Annotated in this window: 24 protein-coding genes; 16 read left to right on the top strand and 8 right to left on the bottom strand. The window is 65.2% G+C overall.

Annotation, left to right across the window (positions count from 1 at the left end; all coding sequences use genetic code 11):
• The first annotated feature begins 5 nt into the window (after positions 1-5).
• From ABNW52_RS13585 to ABNW52_RS13560, 6 genes are all read left to right on the top strand, one after another.
• Positions 6-1376 carry a S41 family peptidase gene (locus ABNW52_RS13585; protein WP_349588800.1) on the top strand — a complete coding sequence of 457 codons (1371 nt, stop codon included), beginning with the start codon at positions 6-8 and terminating at the stop codon, positions 1374-1376.
• A gap of 39 nt (positions 1377-1415) precedes the next feature.
• Entirely contained in the window at positions 1416-1805 is a 390-nt protein-coding gene (locus ABNW52_RS13580; protein WP_349588798.1) for a hypothetical protein, read from the top strand.
• An 88-nt stretch (positions 1806-1893) separates the two neighbouring features.
• On the top strand, positions 1894-3204 hold the full coding sequence (gene argA, locus ABNW52_RS13575) for an amino-acid N-acetyltransferase (RefSeq protein WP_349588795.1): 1311 nt from the start codon (positions 1894-1896) through the stop codon (positions 3202-3204).
• A 97-nt stretch (positions 3205-3301) separates the two neighbouring features.
• A complete protein-coding gene (locus ABNW52_RS13570; protein ID WP_088965124.1) occupies positions 3302-3571 on the top strand; it encodes an oxidative damage protection protein in 270 nt (89 codons plus the stop codon).
• Between the two features lie 59 nt (positions 3572-3630).
• Complete coding sequence (ppk1, locus tag ABNW52_RS13565; RefSeq protein WP_349588793.1) at positions 3631-5688, top strand: polyphosphate kinase 1; 2058 nt, start codon at positions 3631-3633, stop codon at positions 5686-5688.
• 94 nt (positions 5689-5782) lie between these two features.
• Positions 5783-6286 carry a DUF456 domain-containing protein gene (locus ABNW52_RS13560; RefSeq protein WP_349588791.1) on the top strand — a complete coding sequence of 168 codons (504 nt, stop codon included), beginning with the start codon at positions 5783-5785 and terminating at the stop codon, positions 6284-6286.
• Here the strand turns inward: ABNW52_RS13560 and ABNW52_RS13555 are convergent.
• Positions 6283-6951 carry a pseudouridine synthase gene (locus tag ABNW52_RS13555; RefSeq protein WP_349588788.1) on the bottom strand — a complete coding sequence of 223 codons (669 nt, stop codon included), beginning with the start codon at positions 6949-6951 and terminating at the stop codon, positions 6283-6285. The two genes, ABNW52_RS13560 and ABNW52_RS13555, sit on opposite strands and share 4 nt — an antisense overlap.
• A 96-nt stretch (positions 6952-7047) precedes the next feature.
• Between ABNW52_RS13555 and ABNW52_RS13550 the strand changes: the two genes are divergently transcribed.
• Positions 7048-7797: an alanyl-tRNA editing protein gene (locus tag ABNW52_RS13550; protein WP_349588785.1), complete on the top strand. Its 750-nt coding sequence runs from the start codon at positions 7048-7050 to the stop codon at positions 7795-7797.
• 34 nt (positions 7798-7831) lie between these two features.
• On the top strand, positions 7832-8671 hold the full coding sequence (locus ABNW52_RS13545) for a hypothetical protein (RefSeq protein ID WP_349588783.1): 840 nt from the start codon (positions 7832-7834) through the stop codon (positions 8669-8671).
• On the opposite strand, the gene ABNW52_RS13540 is transcribed toward ABNW52_RS13545, so the two are convergent.
• Both ABNW52_RS13540 and ABNW52_RS13535 read right to left on the bottom strand, forming a co-directional pair.
• A complete protein-coding gene (locus ABNW52_RS13540; RefSeq protein WP_349588780.1) occupies positions 8613-9134 on the bottom strand; it encodes a chromate transporter in 522 nt (173 codons plus the stop codon). The genes ABNW52_RS13545 and ABNW52_RS13540 overlap by 59 nt on opposite strands.
• Entirely contained in the window at positions 9131-9682 is a 552-nt protein-coding gene (locus ABNW52_RS13535) for a chromate transporter (RefSeq protein ID WP_349588778.1), read from the bottom strand. Before ABNW52_RS13535 ends, ABNW52_RS13540 begins: the two co-directional genes overlap by 4 nt.
• A 78-nt stretch (positions 9683-9760) precedes the next feature.
• Between ABNW52_RS13535 and gcvA the strand changes: the two genes are divergently transcribed.
• Positions 9761-10642, top strand: a complete 882-nt coding sequence (gene gcvA / locus ABNW52_RS13530) for a transcriptional regulator GcvA (protein ID WP_349588776.1) — start codon at positions 9761-9763, stop codon at positions 10640-10642.
• Positions 10643-10712: 70 nt separating this feature from the next.
• Here the strand turns inward: gcvA and ABNW52_RS13525 are convergent, their stop codons facing one another.
• Entirely contained in the window at positions 10713-11930 is a 1218-nt protein-coding gene (locus ABNW52_RS13525) for a diphosphate--fructose-6-phosphate 1-phosphotransferase (RefSeq protein ID WP_349588773.1), read from the bottom strand.
• Positions 11931-12046: 116 nt separating this feature from the next.
• The gene (locus ABNW52_RS13520) at positions 12047-12853 is read right to left on the bottom strand and encodes a phytanoyl-CoA dioxygenase family protein (RefSeq protein WP_349588770.1); all 807 of its coding nucleotides are present in this window, start codon (positions 12851-12853) and stop codon (positions 12047-12049) included.
• Positions 12854-12948: 95 nt separating this feature from the next.
• Between ABNW52_RS13520 and ABNW52_RS13515 the strand changes: the two genes are divergently transcribed.
• The 4 genes from ABNW52_RS13515 (at position 12949) to ABNW52_RS13500 (ending at position 16033) form a co-directional block, all read left to right on the top strand.
• A complete protein-coding gene (locus ABNW52_RS13515; protein ID WP_349588768.1) occupies positions 12949-13836 on the top strand; it encodes a LysR family transcriptional regulator in 888 nt (295 codons plus the stop codon).
• Between the two features lie 69 nt (positions 13837-13905).
• Positions 13906-14379 carry an SRPBCC family protein gene (locus ABNW52_RS13510; RefSeq protein ID WP_349588766.1) on the top strand — a complete coding sequence of 158 codons (474 nt, stop codon included), beginning with the start codon at positions 13906-13908 and terminating at the stop codon, positions 14377-14379.
• 234 nt (positions 14380-14613) lie between these two features.
• Entirely contained in the window at positions 14614-15261 is a 648-nt protein-coding gene (gene yfcF / locus ABNW52_RS13505) for a glutathione transferase (RefSeq protein WP_349588764.1), read from the top strand.
• Positions 15262-15397: 136 nt separating this feature from the next.
• Positions 15398-16033: an NADPH-dependent FMN reductase gene (locus ABNW52_RS13500; RefSeq protein ID WP_349588762.1), complete on the top strand. Its 636-nt coding sequence runs from the start codon at positions 15398-15400 to the stop codon at positions 16031-16033.
• 158 nt (positions 16034-16191) lie between these two features.
• On the opposite strand, the gene parE is transcribed toward ABNW52_RS13500, so the two are convergent.
• Genes parE through ABNW52_RS13485 form a run of 3 tightly spaced genes read right to left on the bottom strand, consistent with a single transcriptional unit; the run spans position 16192 to position 19340 of the window.
• Positions 16192-18159, bottom strand: a complete 1968-nt coding sequence (gene parE / locus ABNW52_RS13495) for a DNA topoisomerase IV subunit B (RefSeq protein ID WP_349588759.1) — start codon at positions 18157-18159, stop codon at positions 16192-16194.
• 14 nt (positions 18160-18173) lie between these two features.
• Positions 18174-18794: a DUF2238 domain-containing protein gene (locus ABNW52_RS13490; protein WP_465270727.1), complete on the bottom strand. Its 621-nt coding sequence runs from the start codon at positions 18792-18794 to the stop codon at positions 18174-18176.
• A 21-nt stretch (positions 18795-18815) separates the two neighbouring features.
• On the bottom strand, positions 18816-19340 hold the full coding sequence (locus tag ABNW52_RS13485; protein WP_349588753.1) for an RNA pyrophosphohydrolase: 525 nt from the start codon (positions 19338-19340) through the stop codon (positions 18816-18818).
• Positions 19341-19679: 339 nt separating this feature from the next.
• On the opposite strand from ABNW52_RS13485, the gene ABNW52_RS13480 reads away from it, so the two are divergent.
• The 3 genes from ABNW52_RS13480 to pssA all read left to right on the top strand — a co-directional run bounded on the left by ABNW52_RS13480 (position 19680) and on the right by pssA (position 23620).
• Positions 19680-20969 (top strand): glutamine synthetase family protein, encoded by a 1290-nt coding sequence (locus tag ABNW52_RS13480; protein WP_349588750.1) that lies wholly within the window; start codon positions 19680-19682, stop codon positions 20967-20969.
• Between the two features lie 134 nt (positions 20970-21103).
• Entirely contained in the window at positions 21104-22201 is a 1098-nt protein-coding gene (locus tag ABNW52_RS13475; protein ID WP_349588748.1) for a polyamine ABC transporter substrate-binding protein, read from the top strand.
• A gap of 78 nt (positions 22202-22279) precedes the next feature.
• A complete protein-coding gene (pssA, locus tag ABNW52_RS13470) occupies positions 22280-23620 on the top strand; it encodes a CDP-diacylglycerol--serine O-phosphatidyltransferase (protein WP_349588745.1) in 1341 nt (446 codons plus the stop codon).
• Positions 23621-23871: the final 251 nt, after the last annotated feature.

The following is a 23871-nucleotide window of genomic DNA, read 5'->3' as shown; positions in this document are numbered from 1 at the left end:
CCGATATGAATACACGCATCCGCAAGCTGACTCTGCTGACCACCGGTGCCTTGCTCGGTGGCGCACTCACCCTCAGCATCCAGGCTTTCGCCGACAAGGGCGACAGCGTGCTGCCGCTGAACGAGCTGCGCACCTTTGCCGAGGTCTTCGGCCGCATCAAGCAGGATTACGTTGAACCGGTAGAAGACAAGAAGCTGATCAACGAAGCCATCCGCGGCATGCTGTCCGGGCTGGATCCACACTCGGATTACTTTGATCCCAAGGAATTCAAGGACTTCAAGGAAGGCACCCAGGGCGAGTTTGTCGGTCTCGGCATCGAGATCAGCATGGAAGACGGCCTGGTGAAAGTGGTGTCGCCGATCGAGGACACCCCGGCGCAGAAGGCCGGCATCAAGAGCGGCGACTTCATCGTCAAGATCGACGACACCCCGGTACGCGGCCTGTCGATCAACGATGCGGTAAAACGCATGCGCGGCCTGCCCAATACCAAGGTCACGCTGACCATCGCCCGCAAGACCGAAACCAAGCCCATCGTGCTGACGCTGACTCGCGCCACCATCCAGACCAAGAGCGTGAAATCGCGCCTGCTGGAGCCGGGCTTCGGCTACGTGCGAGTGTCGCAGTTCCAGGAACACACGGTGGAGAACTTCGCCAGCGCGCTGGGCAGCCTGTACAAGGACAACAAGGCGCCGCTCAACGGCCTGATCCTCGACCTGCGCGACGACCCGGGTGGCCTGCTCAACGGCGCGGTGGGCGTGTCCGCCGCCTTCCTGCCCAAGGATGCGCTGGTGGTGTACACCGAAGGCCGCGTGGCGGATGCCCAGATGCGCCTGTACGCCAGTCCGAAGTACTACCTGCGCGGCGGTAGCGACTACTACACCAAGTCCCCGGCCGAGCTGAAAACCGTGCCGCTGGTGGTGCTGGTGAATGCCGGCTCGGCCTCGGCCTCGGAAATCGTCGCCGGCGCACTGCAGGATCACAAGCGCGCGCTGATCGTCGGCACCCAGACCTTCGGCAAGGGCTCGGTGCAGTCGGTGCTGCCGCTGTCCAACGAGGGCGGCATCAAGCTCACTACCGCGCGCTACTTCACCCCGAGCGGCCGCTCCATCCAGGCCAAGGGCATCACCCCGGACATTACCGCCGAGGACAACAGCGATGCCGGCTTCCGCATCCGCGAAGCCGATCTGGACAAGCATCTGAGCAACCCGAACGGCGGCGAGGAAGCACCGAAGAGCAAGCCGGCCGCCCCGGCAGCCAAGCCTGCGGCCAAGAACGGCGACAGCGACAGCAACGCCAAGCCGGTTGACAGCCAGCTGGAGCAAGCCTTGAATGTGCTCAAGGTGCAGCAGATCCTGCTGAAGAAAAACCCGTCCTGACGCGCCCGCGCATGGTTGGCCGCCAGACTGGAGGCCACCATGACACCGTCGGAACTCCACAAGTGCCGCACCCTGCACCTGGCTGATGCTCAGCAGGTGGAGCGTGCGGCGCTTTTTTTGCGCCAGCAGTTCGGCCTGCAGGTGCTGGCCCTGCCGCAACAGTCGCGGCTGGTCCTGCACTACCAGCTGCCGCAGCACAGCCTGGCGCAGCTGCTGCCGGCGCTGGCCGCCGCCGGCATCCCCCTGGCCGGCTCCTGGTGGCAGCGCGCACACTGCCGACTGATCGGCTATAGCGAACAAGTGCAGCTGGACAATCTGGACGACACGCCCGGCAGCGCCCGGGTGCGCGAAGTGTTCTGCCAGCTGTACCAGCAGCATCCGCACGGCGACCACGACGACACCCCGGAAGAGCTGCGCCTGGAGCGCTGATCGCCTGCGGCCAACGTTGGCCGCCCCGTGCGCGGCGCATTCCTGCTAACCTTGCGCTTTTTCCGGCCCCTTCCGTCTGGAGCTGTGCATGCTGCATCCCGATTTCGTGCTGGCCTTTCGCGAGGCCGCGCCCTACATCAACAATTTCCGCGGCAAGACCTTCGTGATTGCCGTCAACGGCGAGTGCATCGCCCGTGGCAATCTGTACGGCCTGGCGCAGGACATCAACCTGCTGGTCAGCCTGGGCGTGCGTATCGTGCTGGTACACGGCGCCCGTCCGCAGATCGACGAACAGCTGCGCATCCGCAACCTGCCGCGCCAGTTCCACCACGGCCGCCGCGTTACCGATGCCGCCACGCTGGAAGCAGTCAAGGCCGCCGTCGGCGGCATGCGCCACGATCTGGAAGCCTTCCTGTCGATGGGCATGCCCAATTCACCGATGCACGGCGCCTGCCTGCACGTGGCCGGTGGCAATTTCGTCACCGCGCAGCCGCTGGGGGTGATCGCCGGCGTGGACATGCAGTACAGCGGCCGGGTGCGCAAGATCGACACCAGCGCCATCAACAAGCGGCTGGACCAGGGCGAACTGGTGCTGATGTCGCTGATCGGCTACTCGCCCACCGGCGAAACCTTCAACATGACCATGGAAGAAGTCGCCTGCCAGGCCGCCATCGAGCTGAAGGCGGAGAAGCTGATCTTCATGATGCAGAGCAATGGTCTGGTGGATGCCGACGGCGTGCTGCACAGCGCCATCTCCGCCGAACAGGCGGAAAGCATCCAGCAGCGCGGCATCGACAGCGACGAGGTGAATGTCAGCCTGCCGTTTGCCATTCGCGCCACCCGCGAAGGGGTTGGCCGCGCCCATCTGGTCAGCCATGCCGCCGACGGCGCGCTGCTGGTAGAGCTGTTCACCGACTACGGCACCGGCACCATGATCGCCCGCGATTCGCTGGTGAAAGTGCGCGAAGCCACTATCGACGACGTCGGCGACATCATGGCGCTGATCCGTCCGCTGGAAGAACAGGGCATCCTGATCAAGCGCAGCCGCGAGCATTTCGAGATCAGCATCCGCCAGTATTTCGTGGTGGAGCACGACGAGCGCATCTGCGGCTGCGTGGCGATGTTCAGCTTCCCGGACGAAGGCATGGCGGAACTGGCCTGCCTGGCGGTCAGCCAGGAGCGGCGCAAGGGCGGCTTTGGCGACCTGCTGCTGGGGCATGTGGAAAAACAGGCGCAGCTGCGCGGACTGAAGAAGCTGTTCATCCTCACCACCCAGACCGCGCACTGGTTCATGGAGCGCGGGTTCCAGCCGGCCGAGATCGCCGACCTGCCGGCGGCACGCAAGGAACTCTACAACCACAACCGCCGCTCCAAGGTATTCATCAAGCCGCTGGCTTGACCGGCGACAGCCGATAGCGGCAGCAAGGTTGGTGACCTGTCATCGCTGTGTCACAATTGCCCTCTACTGTGTCAAAACTTTTAGTAAGGAATGCACCATGGCAAGAATGGTTAACTGTGTGAAACTCGGCCGCGAAGCTGAAGGTATGGATTTCCCGCCGCTGCCGGGCGCACTGGGCCAGCGCGTGTTCGAGAACGTGTCCAAGGAAGCCTGGCAGGGCTGGCTGCGTTACCAGACCATGCTGATCAACGAAAACCGCCTCAGCCTGGCCGACCAGCGCGCCCGTCAGTACCTGGCCGCCCAGCTGGAGGCCTACTTCTTCGGCCAGGGTGCCGATCAGGTAGCCGGGTTTACCCCGCAGCAATAAGCCGCAGCCCTCGCAAGAGGGCTTTTTTTGCCGCTCAAATCATTTAAATTGCATAAAAAATGTCCACGCCAAACGACAATCTGCTCAACCGCGAACTGGGTCTGATCGAATTCAACCGCCGCGTGATGGCGCAGGCCGAAGAAGAACGCCTGCCACTGCTCGAGCGACTCAAGTTCCTGTGCATCGTCTCGTCCAATATGGACGAGTTCTACGAAGTACGGGTGGCGTGGCTGAAAGAAGCCGCCGAGCTGACACCCAAGCGCATCCTGGCCGATGGCAGCACCCCGTGCGAGGCGCTGAGCCAGCTTGCCGCCGCCGCGCACGAGCTGGTGCGCGAGCAATACCGGCTGCTGCGCGAGGAAATCCTGCCGGCGCTGCGCGAGCAGAACATCGTGTTCCTGCGCCGTAACGAATGGGACAGCCATCACCGCGAGTGGGTGCGCGGCTATTTCTTCCGCGAGCTGATGCCCATCCTCACCCCGATCGGGCTGGATCCGTCGCACCCGTTCCCGCGCCTGCTCAACAAGAGTCTGAACTTCATCGTGGAGCTGGAAGGCACCGACGCCTTCGGTCGCGAATCCGGCATCGCCATCGTGCAGGCGCCGCGCATCCTGCCGCGGGTGATCAAGCTGCCGGCCGAGATCTGTGGCGGCAACCCGGATACCTTCGTGTTCCTGTCCTCCATCCTGCACTCGCATGTGCAGGAGCTGTTCCCGGGCATGACGGTGAAAGGCTGCTACCAGTTCCGCGTCACCCGCGACAGCGAGCTGAACGTGGAAGACGAGGACGTGAAAAACCTGCGCACCGCGCTGCAGGGCGAATTGCGCCAGCGCCAGTTTGGCGATGCGGTGCGGCTGGAAATCGCCGACACCTGCCCGCAGCATGTCGAGGACTTCCTCACCGGTACGCTGAACCTCAGCAAGGAACACGTGTTCCGCGTCGATGGCCCGGTCAACCTGGTGCGGCTGATGCAGGTGCCGGACAAGGTGGAGCGCCCGGAGCTGAAATTCACCCCGTTCGAACCGTCGCTGCCGCCGGAGCTGGCTAACAAGGCGCCGCTGTTCGCCGCCATCCGCCAGCACGACATCCTGCTGCACCACCCGTTCCAGAGCTTCCAGCCGGTGATCGACCTGCTCAACGAGGCCGCCACCGACCCGGACGTACTGGCGATCAAGATGACGGTGTACCGCACCGGCACCGACTCGGTGCTGATGGAATCGCTGATTGCCGCCGCCCGCGCCGGCAAAGAAGTCACCGTGGTGGTGGAGCTGATGGCGCGCTTCGACGAAGAAGCCAACATCAGCTGGGCCAACCGGCTGGAAGACGCCGGCGCGCACGTGGTGTTCGGCGTGTTCGGCTACAAGGTACACGCCAAGATGCTGCTGCTGGTACGCCGCGAGGAAGGCTTGCTCAAGCGCTACGTGCACCTGGGTACCGGCAACTACCACCCGCGCACCGCGCGGCTGTACACCGACTTCGGCCTGCTGACCGCCAACGAGGAAATCGCCAGCGACGTCAACGACCTGTTCGTGCAGATCACCGGCCTCGGCCACGCCAGCGAACTTACCCATCTGTACCAGTCGCCGTTCACCCTCAACAACATGCTGATGAGCGCCATCGACCGCGAAATCCAGCATGCGCAGGAAGGCCGCCAGGGGCACATCATCGCCAAGATGAACGCGCTGCTGGAGCCGCAGATGATCAACGCGCTGTACCGCGCCAGCCAGGCCGGGGTCAAGATCCAGCTGATCATCCGCGGCGTGTGCGCGCTGCGCCCGGGAGTGGAAGGGCTGTCGGAAAACATCACCGTGCGTTCCATTGTTGGCCGCTTCCTGGAACACACCCGCGTGTTCTACTTCTCCAACGACAAGGCGGAAAATCTGTTTATCGCCAGTGCCGACTGGATGGGTCGCAACCTGTTCCGTCGCATCGAGACCTGCGTGCCGATCCTGGATGCCAAGCTCAAGCGCCGCATCATCAAGGAAGGCCTGAAAATCTACCTGGAAGACAACGCCAACACCTGGGAAATGCAGCCGGATGGTAGCTATCGCCGCCGTGTGGCGCGTGGCAAGGGCCGTTGCGCACAAGAGATCCTGCAGCTGGAATACACCAGCTGAGCCTGGTCCGAAGGTTGGCCGCAACACGGCGCTGGCGGAACTTACCGTCGGCGCCGTGTTCTTTTCTGCCATTACCCCACGCAGGAGCACTCTCATGGAATGGAGCTGGCTGGGCTACGCCCTCGCCGTGATACTGATGCTGGCCGGTCTGGCCGGCACCGTCTACCCGGCGCTGCCTGGGCTGTTGCTGCTGGGCGGCGGCATGCTGCTGGCGGCATGGCTGGGGGATTTTGCCCATGTCGGCATGTGGCCGCTGGTCGTCATCGGCCTGCTGGCGCTGCTGGGCATGGTAGTGGAAAACCTGGCCGGCCTGCTGGGTGCCAGGAAAAGCGGCGCCAGCCGCCAGGCACTGCTCGGCGCCTTTATCGGCGGCGTGGTGGGCATGTTCCTGGGCTTGTTTGGCGCCATCATCGGCCCCATCGTCGGCGCGGTGATCGGCGAGCTACAGGCGCGGCGCTCGCTGCCGCAGGCCGGCAAAGTCGGCGTGGCCACCTTTGTCGGCTTTCTCGCCGGCACGGCGGTGAAGATCGCCTGCGCCTTTGCCATGCTGGCAGTGTTCGCCGGTGCGCTGCTGTTTGGCGGCGCGGCCGCGGTCTAGAACGGTGCCGGGCAGGCGATATCCAGCGCCGCGCCGGTCAGTGGATGCGGCAGTTGCAGCCGGCTGGCATGCAGCAGCAGCCGCGGCGCGGCGGCCAAGCTTTCCGCCGGGGCATATAGGCCGTCGCCCAGAATCGGGTGCCCCAGCGCCTGCATATGCACCCGCAGCTGGTGGGTGCGGCCGGTATGCGGCCACAGCAACACCCGGCTGCAGTCGGCGTCGCGGTCGTAGTCCTGGGCCTGCCAGTCGGTATGCGCCGATTTGCCTGCCAGCAGATCCACCCGCTGCCGCGGCCGGTTCGGCCAGTCGCGCCCCAGCGGCAGCATGATGCGCCCCTCCCCTTGCAAGCGGCCAGCCAGCACCGCGCTGTAGCACTTGCGCACCACCCGGCTGGCAAACAGCAGTGACAGCGTGCGCTGCATCGCCGCACCGCGCGCCAGTAGCAGGATGCCGGAGGTGGCCATATCCAGCCGGTGCACGATCAGCGCCTCCGGATACTGCCGCTGCACGCGGGCAATCAGGCAATCGGCAAACGCCGCGCCGCGCCCCGGCACGCTCAGCAGGCCGGCCGGTTTATCCACCGCCAGCAGCGCTTCATCCGCGTACAGCAGCGACAGCCCCTCATCCGGCGGCGGGGTGTAGTGATCCAGGGTGTGCAGTGACATGGCGATAACGCGGAAAAGACAGTCGCCGATTATCGCGCAAGCCCGCCTCCGGCGTCAGCGGCACTTGAAAAGCGCGCCCGCCGCCAGCACTCTGTCATGACTGGCGCTACGCGCCGCATAACAACAGAGGACATCATGCCGGAACGCTTCTATCTCGACCCGTACCAGACCAGCCTCAGCACCACCGTCGTCAGCCATGACGATGCCGGCATCGTGCTGGCCGATACCCTGTGCTACCCGCTGGGCGGCGGCCAACCCGGCGACACGGCCACGCTGCAGCTGGCCGACGGCAGCAGCCTCGCCATCAGCGACACCCGCCGCGACAAGACTAGCCGCGCCATCGTGCATCAGGTGGCCGCCGACGCGCCACGGCTGGTCGCCGGCACGGCGGTGACGCTGCAGCTGGACTGGGCGCGCCGTCACCGCCACATGCGCATCCATACCTGTCTGCACCTGCTGTCCTGCGTGATCAAGGCTGGCGTCACCGGCGGCAATCTGTCCGCCGAATCCGGGCGCCTGGATTTCGACCTGCCGGAAGGCATGGAACTGGACAAGGATCACATCGAACGCGAGCTGAACGCGCTGATTGCCGCCGACCATGCGGTAAGCGTGCAGATGACCAGCGGCGCGGCGCTGAAGGCGCAGCCGGAGCTGATCAAGACCATGTCGGTGACGCCGCCGCTGGAGCTGCCGGAAATCCGCCTGATCGCCATCGACGGCATCGACCTGCAGCCCTGTGGCGGCACCCACGTGCGCCGCACCGGCGAAATCGGCCAGGTGCTGGTGAAGAAGATCGAGAGCAAGGGCGCGCGCAACAAGCGCGTGGTGATCGCGCTGGCCGACTGAGCCAGCCTGCGGCCAACCTTGCACGGAGCCAGCCATGCCCTGCCAATCCAGCGTCAGCCGCCACCTGATTGCAGCCCTGCTGGCGCTGCTGTGCGGCAGCAGCCAGGCAGAGGAGAGCGCCAGCGCCAGCCTCAGCGCCGACGGGCAGACCCTGCAGTACGATGGCCCGCTGCTGCTGCCCGCCATCCAGCAGCTGGAGGCGCTATACCAGCGCAGCGCGGCAAAACCGCGCGAGCTGCTGATCAACAGCCCAGGCGGCGACGCGCGGCTGGGGCTGCTGCTGGGCTATCTGGTACACGGGTGGGGGCTGGACGTGCGCGTGCGCGAGCAGTGCGCGTCGGCCTGCGCCAACTATGTGTTTCCGGCCGGGCGCAACAAATATCTCGCAGCCGGCAGCATGCTGCTGTGGCATGGCGGTGCGCTGCAGCCGGACTGGCAGGCCATCATCCGCGCCCGCTGGCCGCACAACCCAGCGCGGCAACAGGCGGCACGCGACGACCTCGCCTTGTGGCAGCAGCAGGAACGCGACTTCTACGCCAGCATCGGCGTCAGCCAGCTGATCAGCGTCTGCGGCCAACATGAGCAGTGGCGACGCGCAGTGCCACAGGCACTGGGGTTCGATTACTCGCCACAGGATCTGGCGCGCTTCGGCATCCGCGGCCTGCAGCTGCCGGCCGACGGCTGGCAGCCGCACCAGCGCTGGGGTTCGCCGCGCTTTTTCCGCGCCGCCTGGTGCGACACCCCGCCAGCCGCGGTAGACGAGCCGCTGTGCGGCTGCCAGTTCGACGACGACGGCAACCCGGTGCCGCCCGCCGCTACACCCAGCCCAGCATCCCCAGCAGCCCCCCGCCCGCCAGCAGCCACAGTGGATTGAGGCGCAGGCGCCAGGCCAGCAGCGCACTGGCGGCACACAGCAGCAGCCCGCGCGCGTCCAGCGTCAGCGCGTGCAGCATCATGCTGGCGCCGGCCAACACCAGCCCCACCGTCAGCGGTGCCAGGCCGCGCTCTATCGCCAGCGCCAGCCGGCTGCCCTGCACCCGCTGCCACCAGCGCGCCACAGCAAAGCTCAGCAGTGACGACGGCAGGCAGATACCCAGCAGGCTGACCGCCGCCCCCGGCACGCCGGCCATATGCCAGCCGATCAGACTGACGATTAGCACGTTCGGCCCTGGCGCCGCTTGGGCAATGGCAAACAGATCGGCAAACTGCTGGCCGCTGAGCCAGCCCAGCTCGCCCACCACCACGCGGTGGATTTCCGGCACCACCGCGTTGGCGCCGCCCACCGCCAGCAGCGAAAACTGCGCGAACAAGAGAAACAACACCCATAGCAGCATCATTGCGCGCCCTCCGGCCAGTGCCACGCCAGCGCCACCCCCAGTGGCGCCAGCAGCAGCAACACCAGCAACAAGGGCAGCTGCCACAGCGCCACCGCGGCAAAGGTCAGCAGCGCCAGCACCCATGGCCGCCGCTTGCGCGGCAGCCGCGCCGCCAGTTTCAGCCCCATGCCGAAAATCAGCCCGATCGCCGCCGGCGCCAGTCCGCGCAGCAGCCCCTGCACCAGCGGCAGCTGCTGGTAGCCGGCATACAGTGCGGCCAACAGCAGCACCACGCCCAGCGGCGCCAGCAGCAGACCGGCGCAAGCCACCAGCGCCCCGCTGGCGCCATGGAAGCGCGCCCCCACCGCCACCGCCACGTTGACGATATTCGGCCCCGGCAACACCTGCCCCAGCCCCAGCACCTCGGCAAACTGCTGCTCCGACAGCCAGCGCCGCCGCTCCACCAGCATGTGCTGCGCATGCGGCAGCACGCCGCCAAAGCCGGACAGCCCCACGATAAAGAAACCGGCAAACAAGGCCCGCCGGTCAGGCACTACGCTCGTCATCATGGTGTTGAGCTTAGTCCGCTGACCGCCGCGCTCACAAACGAGTTTTTTCGGCAAGCGTTGTGCAATAAACTCACCAGCATGAACCGCCGCCTGCCCCCGCTCAACGCCCTGCGCGTGTTTGAAACCGCCGCCCGGCTGGACAGTTTTTCTGCCGCCGCCGAGCAGCTCAATGTCACCCACGGCGCCGTCAGCCGCCAGATCGCCCAGCTGGAAGAGTGGCTGGGCGTGGCGCTGTTTGTGCGCCACGGCCGCCGCGTGCAGCTGAGCGACGCCGGCCGCCAATATCTGCCGGTGCTGCAAACCGCGTTTGACAGCATCGCCAGCGCCACCGAAAAACTCACAAGCAACCGGCCGCGGCTGCTGCGCATCAATGTCACCCCCACGCTGGCGATGCACTGGCTGCTGCCACGGCTGACCCGCTTCCAGCGCCGCCACCCCGGGGTGGAGCTGCGGCTGGCCACCTCGGACGCCGCCATCAACAACCAGCATGCCGATTTCGACATCGCCATCCGTCGTGGCAACGACCACTGGCATGGTTTCGTGTCGCACACCTTCCTCACCGAGCACGAGCTGCCGGCCGCCAGCCCGGCGCTGCTGGCGCGGCTGCCGCTGCACACCGCGGCAGATCTGGCGCAGCACACGCTGCTGCACTCGGAAACCCGCCCGGTAGCGTGGGAGCGCTGGCTGGCGGCAGCCGGCGAGCCGGCGCTGCAGGCCGCCGGGCAGCAGCATTTCGATCACTACTACCTGGCGCTGCAGGCGGCCATCGACGGCCTGGGGGTGACGCTGGGGCCGCTGCCGGTGATCGAGGAACTGCTGGCCAGCGGCAAGCTGGTGACGCCGCTGGATGGCCCGCGGGTGCGGGTGCGCGGTTATTCCTGGGTACTGCCACTGGCGCTGGCGGAAGACCCGCTGTGCGCTGATTTCTGTGCCTGGCTGGAGGAAGAAGGCGAGGAGTGAACAGCGGCTGGCGGTGGACAGGCACAGGCCACACCAGCGCGGCAATGCGGCCAACGTTGGCCGCATACCGTCAGCCCGGCAGCGGCGGAAACTGCAGCGGCTGCATGTCCGGCAGCCCGGCCACGAACGGCAGCGCCACCTCGCCCAGCAGCAGCGGTTGCAGGTAGGCACGACAGGCCGGCGTCACGTCCAGACCATCGGCGGCGATGAAGGCCGCCGGCAGCGCGCGCTCCAGATTGGCCACCGCTGCCAGCGGCTGCGGCACCACCTGCCAGTCGCAGCCATGCGGCGTTGCGATCCGCTGCAAGCCGGCCATCACCCCGCCCTGCCCGGCCAGCGCCCATTCCACCGCCATGCGGCCAACCTGGTACGCCAGCCGCGCATCCACCGCCGACAGCAAATGCCGCGCCGCGCGCTGCAGGCAATCGGCCACCGCCACGTGCGCGTGCAGCTGCAGGCCGTGCTGGATGCGCTGCGCCAGCCACACGCCAGCGCCGCCCAACTGCTCGTGGCCATACACCCGGTCGGCATGCATCTGCGCCACGAAGCGGCCATCGGCACTGCGCAGCCCTTCCGACACCACGATGGCGCAGTAGCCCTGCGCGTCGATCTGGCAGCGCACGGCGGCAAACAGCCGCGCCTCGTCGTAGGCCACCTCCGGCAGCAGCAACAGCGGCGGCGCCTCGTCCGGCAGCGCCGCCAGACTACCGGCAGCAGCCAGCCAGCCGACATGGCGGCCCATGGTTTCCAGGATGAACACCCGTCCCTGCGCCATGCTGCGCATGTCCAGCAGCACCTCGCGCAGGCTACTGGCCAGGTATTTGGCGGCAGAGGGGAAGCCGGGGCTGAAGTCGGTGCCTTCCAGATCGTTGTCTATGGTCTTGGGGATGCCCACCACCGTCAGCGGCAGGCCGAACTGCTCACCCAACTGTTGCAGCAGCAAGGCGGTTTCCATCGAGCCGTTGCCGCCATTGAGCAGAATCTGGCAGATGTCGAAGCGCTGCAGCAGTGCGGCCAGTTGCTGCCACTGTTGCGGCGCCTCCGCCTGTGGCGGCAGCATCTGCCGGCTGCTGCCAAACGCCGCGCCCGGCAGCAACCCCAGCCGGGCGATGGCAGCCGCCGGCAACGCATCGCAATCCAGCAGCCGACCGGCCAGCAGCCCGGCCAGGCCATCGGCCGCCGCGCACACGGCAACGCCGTGGGCACGCGCGGTCTCGATCACGCCTTGCGCCGAGGTATTGAGTACGGCGGTGGGGCCGCCGGATTGCAGGTACAGCAGACGGGACATGGTGCAGCCACGGGCAGTTGGATACTTCAATTGTAGCCGCGTGGCCGTGTCGGCGGCAGCCGTGGGCACGAGCTGCCGCCGCGCCGACACTGCCGCCGGCGCGGCATGCATGGCGACTAGTTGGCCGCGCGCCACACCACCGGGAACCAGTCCTCGCGCATGCGTTCGCCGGTGTGCAGGTCAATGCCGGGGAACGGCGGCGAGGTACGTCCCGGGCGCTGCTCGAAGCGCACGTCGTCGCCGAGAAAGCGCGCCGAGAACGCACGGCGGCGATTGCCGCCCAGGTTGCCGGCGGCGCCGTGCACGGTGCGGAAGTCGAACACCACCGCATCGCCCGGCTGCATTTCCGGCGCCAGGATGGTGTAGCTGCCATCCTCGACATCCGGCATTTCCATGTAATCGTCTTCGCCGGCAAAGAAGTTCTCGTTGCTGGCCCAGCGCTTGGGGCGCACCAGCTTGGGCCAGCGGTGCGAGCCCAGCACCACGCGCAGGGTGTTGTCGGCCTGCACCGGGTCCAGCGGAATCCAGTAGCTGGCGGTCTGTTCGCCGTTGACACAGTAGTACGGGATGTCCTGGTGCCACGGCGTCGGCTTGGCGGTGCCCGGCTCTTTCACCAGGATGTGCTCGTGGAAGATCTGCACCAGCTGCGACTGCATCAGCCGGCCGGCGAGGTCGGCGGCCGGTGACTGCCGGATGAACTGGCTAAACGGCGCGATGCGCTGCCAGTTGCAGTAATCCTCGAAGAAGCGGCCGGCTTCGCCGTTGCCGACGTTTTCGATGGCGAACGGGCCGGGGGCGGCCAGCACCTGCTCGAACCCGTCGCGCAGGGTGTCGATCCAGTCGCGGAACACGCCGCGCAGCACGATGACGCCATCGCGTTGGAAATCTGCAATCTGTTGCTGACTCAGGCTTACGGTGGACATGGGGGACTCCGGGTGGGTGGTAAGGCCAGTGCAGTATCTCCGCGCATCAGGTAATAATAAAAATATCTCTTTTCTATTCTGCAATATCGGAAAACATGATCACCTTCTCGCTGCGCCAGCTAGAGTACTTCGTCGCCACCGCCGAACACGGCGGGGTGAATGCCGCCGCCCGGGCGCGCCATGTGTCGCAACCGTCGGTATCGCAGGCCATCGCCGAGCTGGAACGCACGCTGGACACGCCGCTGTTCCGCCGCCAGGCCAGCCGCCGCGTGGAGCTGACCGATGCCGGTCAGCAGGTGCTGCAGCAGGCGCGCCAGCTACTGGCGCTGGCCGCCGCACTGGGGCAACAGGACGCCGCGGCACCGCTGCGCGGCCAACTGTCGCTGATCTGCTTTCAGGATCTGGCCCCTTACTTCGCACCGCGGCTGCTGGCCGGCTTCCGTCGCCAGCACCCGCAGGTGGAGATCACCCTGCTGGAAGGCGATCTGGCCAGCGTGCAGCGCGCGCTGCGCAGCGGCAAGGCCGAGCTGGCGCTGACCTACGAGCTGGCCACCGACCCACAGATGCCGCGCCAGATATTGGCCGAGCTACCACCATATGCGCTGCTGCCGGCCGATCATCCGCTGGCCGCGCAGGACAAGGTGTCGCTGCAACAGTTGGCCGCAGAGCCGCTGGTGCTGGAAGACATCCCGCACAGCCGCGAATACCTGCTGTCGCTGTTCTGGCAGCAGCAGCTGACGCCGCGGGTGGTGCAGACAGTACAAAGCTTCGAGATGCAGCGCGGGCTGGTGGCGCATGGCTGCGGCGTGGCGCTGGCCTGCATGCGGCCAACGGGCGATTACAGCTACGACGGTGTGGCCATCGCCTGCCGGCCGCTGGCCGAGCCGCTGCCGCCACAACGGGTGGTGCTGGTGCAGGCCACCGCCTCGGCCCTGGCCAGCGCCTTCACCCAGTGGGCGATCGCCAGCATACCGCCCCCCTGAGGCGGGGGGCGGCGCCGGTCGCGTCAGCGTCTACACTGAAGCGTCCCCACCGCCCCCCCAGGAGGCACCATGAGCACCCAGGCACACAGCGACCCGCGCGAACTGCAACTCAGCCGGCTGTTACCCGCCACGCCCGAACAGGTATACCGCGCCTGGACCGAACCCGCGCTGTTGTGCCAGTGGTTTGCCCCGCTGCCCTATACCACGCCGCACGCCGAGCTGGACGTGCGCCCCGGCGGCAGCAACCTGGTGGTGATGCGCGACCCGGACGGCAACGACTACCCCAATGCCGGCGTCTACCTGGAAGTGATCCCCAACCAGAAGCTGGTGATCACCGATGCCTATAGCCGTGCCTGGCAGCCGGCGGAAAAACCGTTCATGACCGTGATCCTGACCTTTGCCGCCGAGGCCGGCGGCACGCGCTATACCGCGCTGGTGCGGCACTGGAGCGTGGCCGACCGCGAAGCGCACGAGGCAATGGGCTTCCACAGCGGCTGGGGCCAGGCCACCGACCAGCTGGCGGCGCTGCTGGCCCGGCTGTAGCCAGACCGGCGGCCGCACGGCGGCGGGCTGTTACGCCGGCCGCCGCCAGGCGCGGCATGGTTGGCCGCAGGCTTGAGCATGCGGCAGCGCCCGCGCGCCATGCGGCCAACCTTGCCACGCTGATTTGTTTAGCATTTCTTCTCGCTTCGTGGTGCCCCGCCCGCCTGCTATACCTGCCCTTGCGCCGGCCGCACCGCCGCGGCGGCCGTATCCATCACCAGCAAGGGGATCATCTTGTCTCAATCCGCACTGCACCTGTATGTCGATAGCCAGTTCTCCAGCCTGTACGCACTATCGGCATTCGTGGCGCTGACCGAGAAAAATCTCGACTTCCAGCTCCACACCGTCGACCTGGCCGCCCGTGCCCAGCACGCCGCCGGCTATGCCGCGCTGTCGCTGACCCGCCGCGTGCCCACGCTGCAGCACGGCGATTTTGCGCTGTCGGAATCCTCCGCCATCAGCGAATACCTGGACGAGCAGTTTGCCGGCCGCGCGCTGTACCCGGCTGCGCCGCAACTGCGGGCCCGCGCCCGCCAGCTGCAAGCCTGGCTGCGTAGCGACCTGCAACTGCTGCGCCAGGAACGCGGCAGTGATGTGATCTTTGCCGCAGCGCGCAAGGCGGCGCTGACACCGGCGGCCCAGGAGGCCGCCAGCAAGCTGTTCAGCATCGCCGATGCCTTGCTGCCGGACGCTGCGGCCAACCTGTTCGGCGACTGGAGCATCGCCGACCTGGATCTGGCCGCCACGCTGAACCGCCTGGTGCTGCATGGAGATGCCGTGCCGGAGAGGTTGGCGCACTACGCGCGGCAGCAATGGCAGCGCCCGGCGGTGCAACGCTGGCTGGCGCTGGCGGCCCAGGCGCGCCACAGCCGCGCCGCCTGAGCGACCATCGCGGGCATGACGCCATGCCCGCGATGGTCGCGCTACATGTCGCGGCTTGGGTTTTGGCCGCCGTTACCTACACTGGAAGCTGAGTCTTCCTACCCCACCGGGCAAGACCTGCGACAAGGAGAACAGTGTGAGCAACGCCCCCAAAATCCTGGCCTTTGCCGGCAGCGCGCGAAGGGATTCCTGGAACAAGAAACTGGTGGCCATCGCGGCGGAAGGCGCGGCAATCGCCGGCGCCGAGGTGACGCAGATCGACCTGCGCGACTTTCCGATCCCGCTTTACGATGGCGACGACGAAAGCGAATACGGCATGCCGGCCAATGTGCTGACGCTGCGCGAGCTGATGCTGGAGCACCAGGGCCTGCTGATCGCCTCGCCGGAATACAACGGCTCCATCTCGCCGCTGCTGAAGAACCTGATCGACTGGACCTCGCGCCCGGTACCCGGCAGCAACGGACCATCGCCGTACGGCGGCAAGGTGGCCACGCTGCTGAGCGCCTCGCCCGGCGGCTTCGGCGGCCTGCGCGGGCTGGTGCACGTGCGCGCCATTCTCGGCAACCTCGGCGTGATCGTGCTGCCGGAGCAGCTGGCGGTTGGCGCCGCGCACGAAGCCTTCGCCGCCGACGGCAGCATGGTCAGCAGCAAGCAGCAGACCGCGGTGGAGGAATTGGGCGCCGGCCAGGCGCGGCTACTGGCCAAGCTGCACGGTCTGACCCTGTCCACCGGCTGCACCGAACGCCGTCACGACATGACCCGCTTGCGCTGAGCCCCCGGCACGGCCGCCACACCTTGGCAGCATGTAGCAGCGGCTGAGTGCCGCGGCAATGACAATGGCCATGGAGCAAACCATGGCCATTATTGTGTCGCCGTAGCAGGCTATGCTGGCGCTGGCGACGGGCAAGCGCCAGCCGCCGCCATCCAGCATCAGATGTCGGCTTCGACCTCGTTGCCTTTCTCTTCCATCCAGCTGCGGCGGCTGGAGGCCTCGCCCTTGCCCATCAGCTTGATGAACATGTCGCGGGTTTCCTGCAGCGCGCCCGGACGCACCTGCACGCAGGACAGGCGGCGGGTATCCGGGTTCATGGTGGTGTCCTTCAGCTGCTCCGGGTTCATCTCGCCCAGACCCTTGAAGCGCGAGATGCTCCAGGCGTTTTCCTTCACCTCTTCGCTGCGCAGGCGGTCGAGAATGGCGGTCATCTCGCCCTCGTCCAGCGCGTACAGCTTGCGCGGCGGGCGGTTCTTGCCCTGCCCCGGCACGTCGACGCGGAACAGCGGCGGCTGCGCGATGTAGATGTTGCCGTTCTCGATCAGGCGCGGGAAATGGCGGAAGAACAGCGTCAGCAGCAGCACCTGGATGTGCGAGCCGTCGACGTCGGCATCGGACAGGATGGCGATCTTGCCGTAGCGCAGGCCGGACAGGTCCGGCGTGTCGTCCGGGCCATGCGGATCGACGCCGATGGCTACCGCCATATCGTGGATCTCGGCATTGGAGAACAGCTGGTCGCGGTCGGTCTCCCAGCTGTTGAGCACCTTGCCGCGCAGCGGCAGGATGGCTTGGTATTCCTTGTCGCGCGCCAGCTTGGCCGAGCCGCCGGCGGAGTCACCCTCCACCAGGAACAGCTCGTTGCGCTCGATATCCTCGCTCTCGCAGTCGGTAAGCTTGCCCGGCAGCACCGCCACGCCGGAGCCTTTTTTCTTTTCCACCTTCTTCACGGACTTGAGGCGGCTCTGCGCCTGACGGATGGCCAGCTCGGCGATCTTCTTGCCGGCTTCCACGTGCTGGTTCAGCCACAGCTCCACCGGATCGCGCGACAGGCCGGAGATCAGCTTCAGCGCGTCGCGGCTGGTGAGCTTGTCCTTGGTCTGGCCCTGGAACTGCGGATCGAGCACCCGCGCCGACAGCACGAAGCGCACCCGGCTCCACACGTCTTCCGCCATCAGCTTGACGCCGCGCGGCAGCAGGTTGTGGTGGTCGATGAAGCTCTTCACCGCCTCGTACACGCCAGCGCGCAGGCCGGCCTCGTGGGTGCCACCCACCGGGGTGGGAATCAGGTTGACGTAGCTTTCGCCGCTGGCGCCATCCTCGAACCAGGCCATCGCCCACTGTGCGCCTTCGCCACGGGCGAACTGCTCGTGATCGTCGCCGATGTAGGCTTCGCTGGCGAACAGCGGCGCCACCGGGTCGTCATCGCCGCACAGCTCGGCCAGATAGCCTTTCAGCCCTTCCGGGTACTGCCATACCTTGACTTCGTCGCCGCTGGGGCGCTCCACCGTCAGAGTTACCGCCACGCCAGGCAGCAACACCGCCTTGGCGCGCAGCAGGCGCTCCAGCTCCTGCATCGAGTAGCGCGGGCTTTCGAAGTATTTGCCATCCGGCCACACCCGCACGCGGGTGCCACTGGTACGCGGGCCGCAGTCGCCGACGCGGGCCAGCGGCTCGATCACGTCGCCGCCGGCGAATACCAGCCGGTGCACGCCGCCCTCGCGTTTGACCTCGACTTCCAGCCGGGTGGACAGTGCGTTGGTCACCGACACGCCGACGCCGTGCAGGCCGCCGGAGAAGGCGTAGGCGCCGCCGTCCTTCTTGTTGAACTTGCCGCCGGCGTGCAGGCGGGTGAACACCAGTTCCACCACCGGCACGCCTTCCTGCGGGTGCAGCCCGACCGGAATGCCGCGGCCGTCGTCTTCCACTGTCAGCGAGCCGTCCTGGTGCACGGTCACCGCGATCTTGCGCGCAAAACCGCCCAGTGCCTCGTCGGCGGCGTTGTCGATCACTTCCTGGCAGATGTGGGTGGGATCGGTGGTGCGGGTGTACATGCCGGGCCGCTCTTTGACCGGCTCCAGCCCCTTGAGTACCCGTACCGAGGATTCGTCGTAGTTTTGTTGTGTCATGGCTGTTATTCAGATCAGTAACGCGCCGCCTGCAGCGTCGCGAGTTGTCGGTTGTGGGCCGGCGTCAGCGTCAGCTGGGCCAGCAAGGCGCCACACAGCGCCAGGAACATGTCCCACTGCGTGTCCCACGGATCGCCCTGGGTGGCGAGAAAGGCATCGGCGCCCGAGCCCAGCGCCAGCGCGGTCCACCATTCAATCAGCTCGTACAGCGCGGAAAATGCCAGGCAGAAGCAGGTGGCAAGAAAGGCCAGCCAGCCGCCACGCAAGGGCGTACGGCGGCTAAGCACCTCGCGCGCCAGCAATGCCGGAAAGAAGCCCTGCGCCAGGTGGCCGATGCGATCGTAGTGATTGCGGCTAAAATCGAAAAAATCCTGCAGCCAGAAGCCCAGCGGCGTCAGTGCGTAGGTGTAGTGCGCACCGATCAGCAGGATGATCGCATGCAGCGCCATCGCCCATGCGGCCAACCTGGTCCACGGAAAACGCCCCCACAGCAGCCACACCAACGGCAGCCCCAGCACGGCGGGCAGCGCTTCCAGCCACCAGGTGGCGGCATCATGCGGTTGCCATGCCGACCAGGCAGCAACAACGGCCACGGCTGCAAATGCAGCGCGTGGCCGTGGCAAAGAAGAGATCATCACGAGTCCGGCCACTCCGGGCTAGGGCGCGTCGCCCCCGCCTGTCCGTTTCAGATAGTCGCTGTAGCTTTCCACGCCCTTGAGAAAGCGGGTCAACTCGGTCAGCGCACGCTCGTACACATCTTTCTTGAATTCAATCACCGCATCCACCGGCGCCCAGTAGTCGTTCCAGCGCCAGCCATCAAACTCGGGGTGACTGGTTGCCCGCAGGCAGACATCACACTCGCGGCCAACCATGCGCAACAGAAACCAGATCTGTTTCTGGCCGCGGTAACTACCGCGCCATTCGCGACGCACCCAGTTGGTAGGCACGTCGTAGCGCAGCCAGTCGCGGGTGCGCCCCAGAATCTTGACATGTTGCGGCAGCAGGCCGACTTCCTCCAAAAGCTCGCGGTACATGGCGGCTTCGGGGCTTTCGCCAGGTTTGATGCCTCCTTGCGGAAATTGCCACGAGTGCTCACGCACCCGCTTGCCCCAGAACACCTCGTTCTTGCCATTCACGAGGATGATTCCGACATTGGGGCGATATCCGTCCCGGTCCAGCATGGAAAAACCTGTAGTTCGTTAGTTGGCTCGATTTTTGCACATTTCGCATTTGTGCGCCATGCAGCGCCGGTTGCCACGAGCGTGGCGCCGGCGTCACAACACCGCGCCCCACCCGATGCCATTCGTTAAATAAAATTGACGAATTATCGAATATTCGGCTAAAAAATTAGACACACCTCCACCTGGAGCCACTCATGGACTGCAGTTCTGCGCCTTGGCCACCCCGCCGCGGCAGTCAGCTGGCGTTTGGCGTGTTCGAACAGCCACTCAGTGCCGTCGGGGGCAGCAAACAGCATCGCATCGCTGTTTTTTCCACTGTCCAAATGACGGAGCTACCCCATGAGTCAAACACGCCAGGACTGGCTGCACGCGCACGCCATCACCCACATTGAATGCCTTATCCCCGACCTGAACGGCCTGCCACGCGGCAAGCTGGTACCGGTCAGCCACTACCCGGGCAGCGGCCAGCTGCATTTTCCGCAAGTCAGCCTGCTGCAGACGCTGATGGGCGAACCACAGCAACAACTGGTACCAGACAACGACCCGGACATGCTGCTACTGCCGGATGACGGCAGCCTCAGTCTGAAGCCGGGCAACGGGCGCCGCATTGCCCAGCTGATTCACGATTGCCACTATGAAGATGGCCGCATGGTGCCATTTGCCCCGCGCAGCGTTCTCAAGCACGTGCTGGCACAATACCAGCAGGCCGGGCTGACGCCACAGGTGGCACCGGAAATCGAGTTTTACCTGCTGAATGCCGACGGCCAACAGGCAGAGGCGCTGGGCGCCGCCTACTCGCTGGACCATGCCCAGCGACACGAAGGGTTCTTTGCCGCACTGGAGCAACAATGTCATCAGCAGGGTATCGCCACCGACATCCTGCTGCACGAAGTCGGCAACGGCCAGTACGAACTCAATCTGCAACACGGCGATGCACTACAGCTGGCGGACCAGGTCTTTCTGCTGAAACGCACCCTGCGCGCGCTGGCGGCAGCGCACGGCCTGAAAGCCTGCTTCATGGCCAAGCCGTTTGCCGGCCAGCCCGGCAGCGCCATGCACATTCATCAGAGCCTGCTGGACAAGGTTGGCCGCAATGTCTTCAGCCATGACGACGGCAGCGAGCATCCGCGCTTTGCACACTACATCGCCGGGCTGCAGCAGCATCTGCCGGCCGCCATGGCGCTACTGGCCCCCAACCCCAATGCCTACCGCCGGCTGGCAGCCAACACCGCCGCCCCCATCAATGTGGAATGGGGTTACGACAACCGTAGCTGCGGCCTGCGCGTACCGGCATCTGCCGCGCAGGCACGGCGGGTGGAAAACCGCCTGCCCGGCATCGACTGCAATCCTTACCTGGCGCTGGCCGCCACGCTGGCCTGTGGTTTGCTTGGTCTGCAGGCCGAATTGTCGGCCACTCCGCCACTCGCTGGCAGTGCCTATGGCAAGCAGGCCACGCTGCCAGCGGACCTGGCGGCCGCATTAGCCGCGCTGGCGGCAGACAGCAGGCTGAGCCAAATGCTGGGAAGTGAATTTGTCAGCCAGTTCATTGCCCTCAAACAGGTAGAGCTGGCCGACTTCCAGCAGCAGATCAGCCAATGGGAACGCACGCATCTTCTGGATCAGGCGTAAGCCGTGCCATTGGTTTATGCACTTCGATTTATTAACTCATCAGAGTTGTTTTCTCCCCTACGGGGGGGTTTAATTAGCAGGCTTGTTGTATATAACGCTTACAGGCTTCTGCGGGAGCACTTCAAGGAGAAACCATGAAGAAATCTATCCTGGCCCTGTCACTCGGGCTGGCCCTGGCAGGTATCACTGGTAGCGCTGCTGCCGCCACCAAAGAACTGAACGTCTACAACTGGTCGGACTACATTGCCGAGTCCACCATCCCGAACTTCCAGAAAGCCACCGGCGTCAAGGTGCGTTACGACGTCTACGACAGTAACGAGATCCTGCAGGCCAAGATGCTGACCGGCAAATCCGGCTACGATCTGGTGCACCCGTCCAACACCTTCCTGGCCAAGCAGATCCAGGGTGGTCTGTATCAACCGCTGGATCGCGCCAAGATCCCGAACTACAAGAACCTGGACCCGGAGTTGATGAAGCTGATGACCGCTTTCGACCCGGGTAACAAGTTCGCGGTACCGTACTTCTGGGGCATTAACACCATCGGTATCAACCCGGACAAGGTCAACAAGGCACTGGGCGGCAAGCTGCCGGACAACCAGTGGGACCTGCTGTTCAAGCCGGAATACCTGTCCAAGCTGAAAAGCTGTGGCGTGAGCATGCTGGACTCCCCGGCGGAAGTGTTCCCGGTGATCCTGCACTACATGGGCAAAAACCCGGCCAGCACCAGCGAAGCCGATTACAAGGCCGCCGCAGCGCTGCTCAAGCCGCTGCGTAGCAGCATCACCCGCTTCTCGTCCTCCGGTTACATCAACGAGCTGGCCGGCGGTTCGCTGTGCATGGTGCTGGGCTACGGTGGTGACCTGAACATCGCCAAGAAGCGCGCAGAAGAAGCCAAGAACGGCGTGAAGGTACAACCACTGGTACCGAAACAGGGCGTGGCGATCTGGGTAGACAGCATGGTGATGCCGAAAGACGCCAAGAACGTGGATAACGCCTACGCCTGGATCAATTACATGCTGGACGCCAAGGTGGCAGCAGCCAATGCCAACTCGGTGAGCTATGCACCGGGCAGCCTGGCAGCCCGCCCGTTCATCGACAAGCAGAACCTGGCTAATCCATCCATCTTCCCGGGCAAAGACGTCGTGGCCAAGAGTTTCGTGATGCCGAGCATGGATCCGAAAACCCAGCGCCTGACCACTCGCCTGTGGCAAGAATTCAAGACCGGCAAGTAAGCCAACCGGGCCGGCCTAGCCGGCCCTTTTTCTTGGCACAAGTGTTAGCATCGCTTGTTGCCTCGACAGTTAACCCTCATGCCGTTTTTCTCTCGTAAACCCTCGCTGGAAAGCCTGCCAGGCTTCGCCATGCCAGCTGACTGCATGCAAACCCTGCATTCAGCCAGCGCGTTCCGACAGGCCCTGCTCGAACTGATTCGCAGCGCCAAAGTCCGCATTCATCTGGCCGCACTCTATCTGCAGCAGGACGAAGGCGGAGAAGAGGTGCTGGAGGCGCTCTATCAGGCCGCCAGCAGCAACCCGCAACTGGATGTGCGGCTGTTTGTTGACGCTCACCGCGCGCAACGCGGTCTGATCGGACAAGGAAAGCAGGCCGGCAATGCCGCCTGGTATCGCCAACGCGCACAACAGCAGCCGTTAGCCAATCTGGCCATCTACGGCGTCCCGGCACAAAGCAAAGAGCTGTTCGGCGTGATGCACCTGAAGGGCTTCATCATCGATAGCGATGTGCTCTACAGCGGTGCCAGCCTCAACAACGTCTATCTGCACGTGGGCGAGCGCTATCGCTTTGATCGCTACCACCTGCTGCACCATGCCGAGCTCGCCGACAGCATGTCGCACTACCTGATAGCGCAGTTAGCCACCGACCCAGCGGTTATCCGCCTGGATCGCCCATCAGAAACGGATGGCCGCACCCAACGCCAATTGATACGCCAGCTACGCCAAAAGCTGGCGCACACGCAATACCGGCTGCCGCCGGGCACACACCGCAGCACCAGTATTCATCCAGTTTGCGGACAAGGCCGCGGCAACCCGTTCAATGGCCTGCTGCTGCAATTACTGCGGCAGCCAATGCGGCAACTCGTCATCTGCACACCGTATTTCAACTTGCCTCGTAGCGTATTGCTGCAAATAGACGCCCTGCTCGCGCACGGCGTTAATGTCGAAATCATTGTTGGCGACAAGCAGGCCAACGATTTCTACATTCCACCAGAGCAAGCATTCAAGGTCATTGGCTGCCTGCCCTATCTGTATGAAATGAACCTGCGGCGCTTTGCCCGCAAGCGCCAATCCTACTTGCAAAATGGCCAACTCACGCTGCGCCTGTGGAAACATGATGGCAACAGCTACCACCTGAAAGGCCTGTGGATTGACCAACAGTACATGCTGATCACCGGCAACAACCTGAACCCCCGCGCCTTCAACCTCGATCTGGAAAACGGCCTGCTAATTCACGATCCGCAACATATCCTGCAGGCCCAGATCACTGAGGAATTAACTAATATTCGTCAGCACACCACAGTACTGAGCCACTACCGACAATTGCAGAAACTGCAGGACTATCCGGAAAAAGTGCGCAAACTCCTCGGCCGGCTAGGAAAGTTTCGCATCGACCGGCTATTTTATCGCTTGCTCTGACTGCAGCCGCTCTCTCGCAATTCCATTCGCCTGCAAGAGCACGGCAGGGTTGTGTAGCGCGGAGTAGTGCTAAGCGATTCACTCCAACCCCGCGACCCAGCAGCAACTCGGCAACAAAAACAATAAAGCCCGCATCAGCGGGCTTTATGTTTGGTCGGGTACGTTGCGGCCCACGTTGGCCGCAGCAGGCGTGTCAGGGACCGGGGTGAGGCGGCGGTCCGGGTGGGGCCTGCCTCACCCACGCACCAAAG

This window comes from Vogesella oryzagri (assembly GCF_040148885.1).
GTDB lineage: Bacteria > Pseudomonadota > Gammaproteobacteria > Burkholderiales > Chromobacteriaceae > Vogesella > Vogesella oryzagri.
The sequence above is the reverse complement of the archived record's forward strand: the minus strand, read 5'-3'. Positions and strand labels throughout refer to the sequence as shown.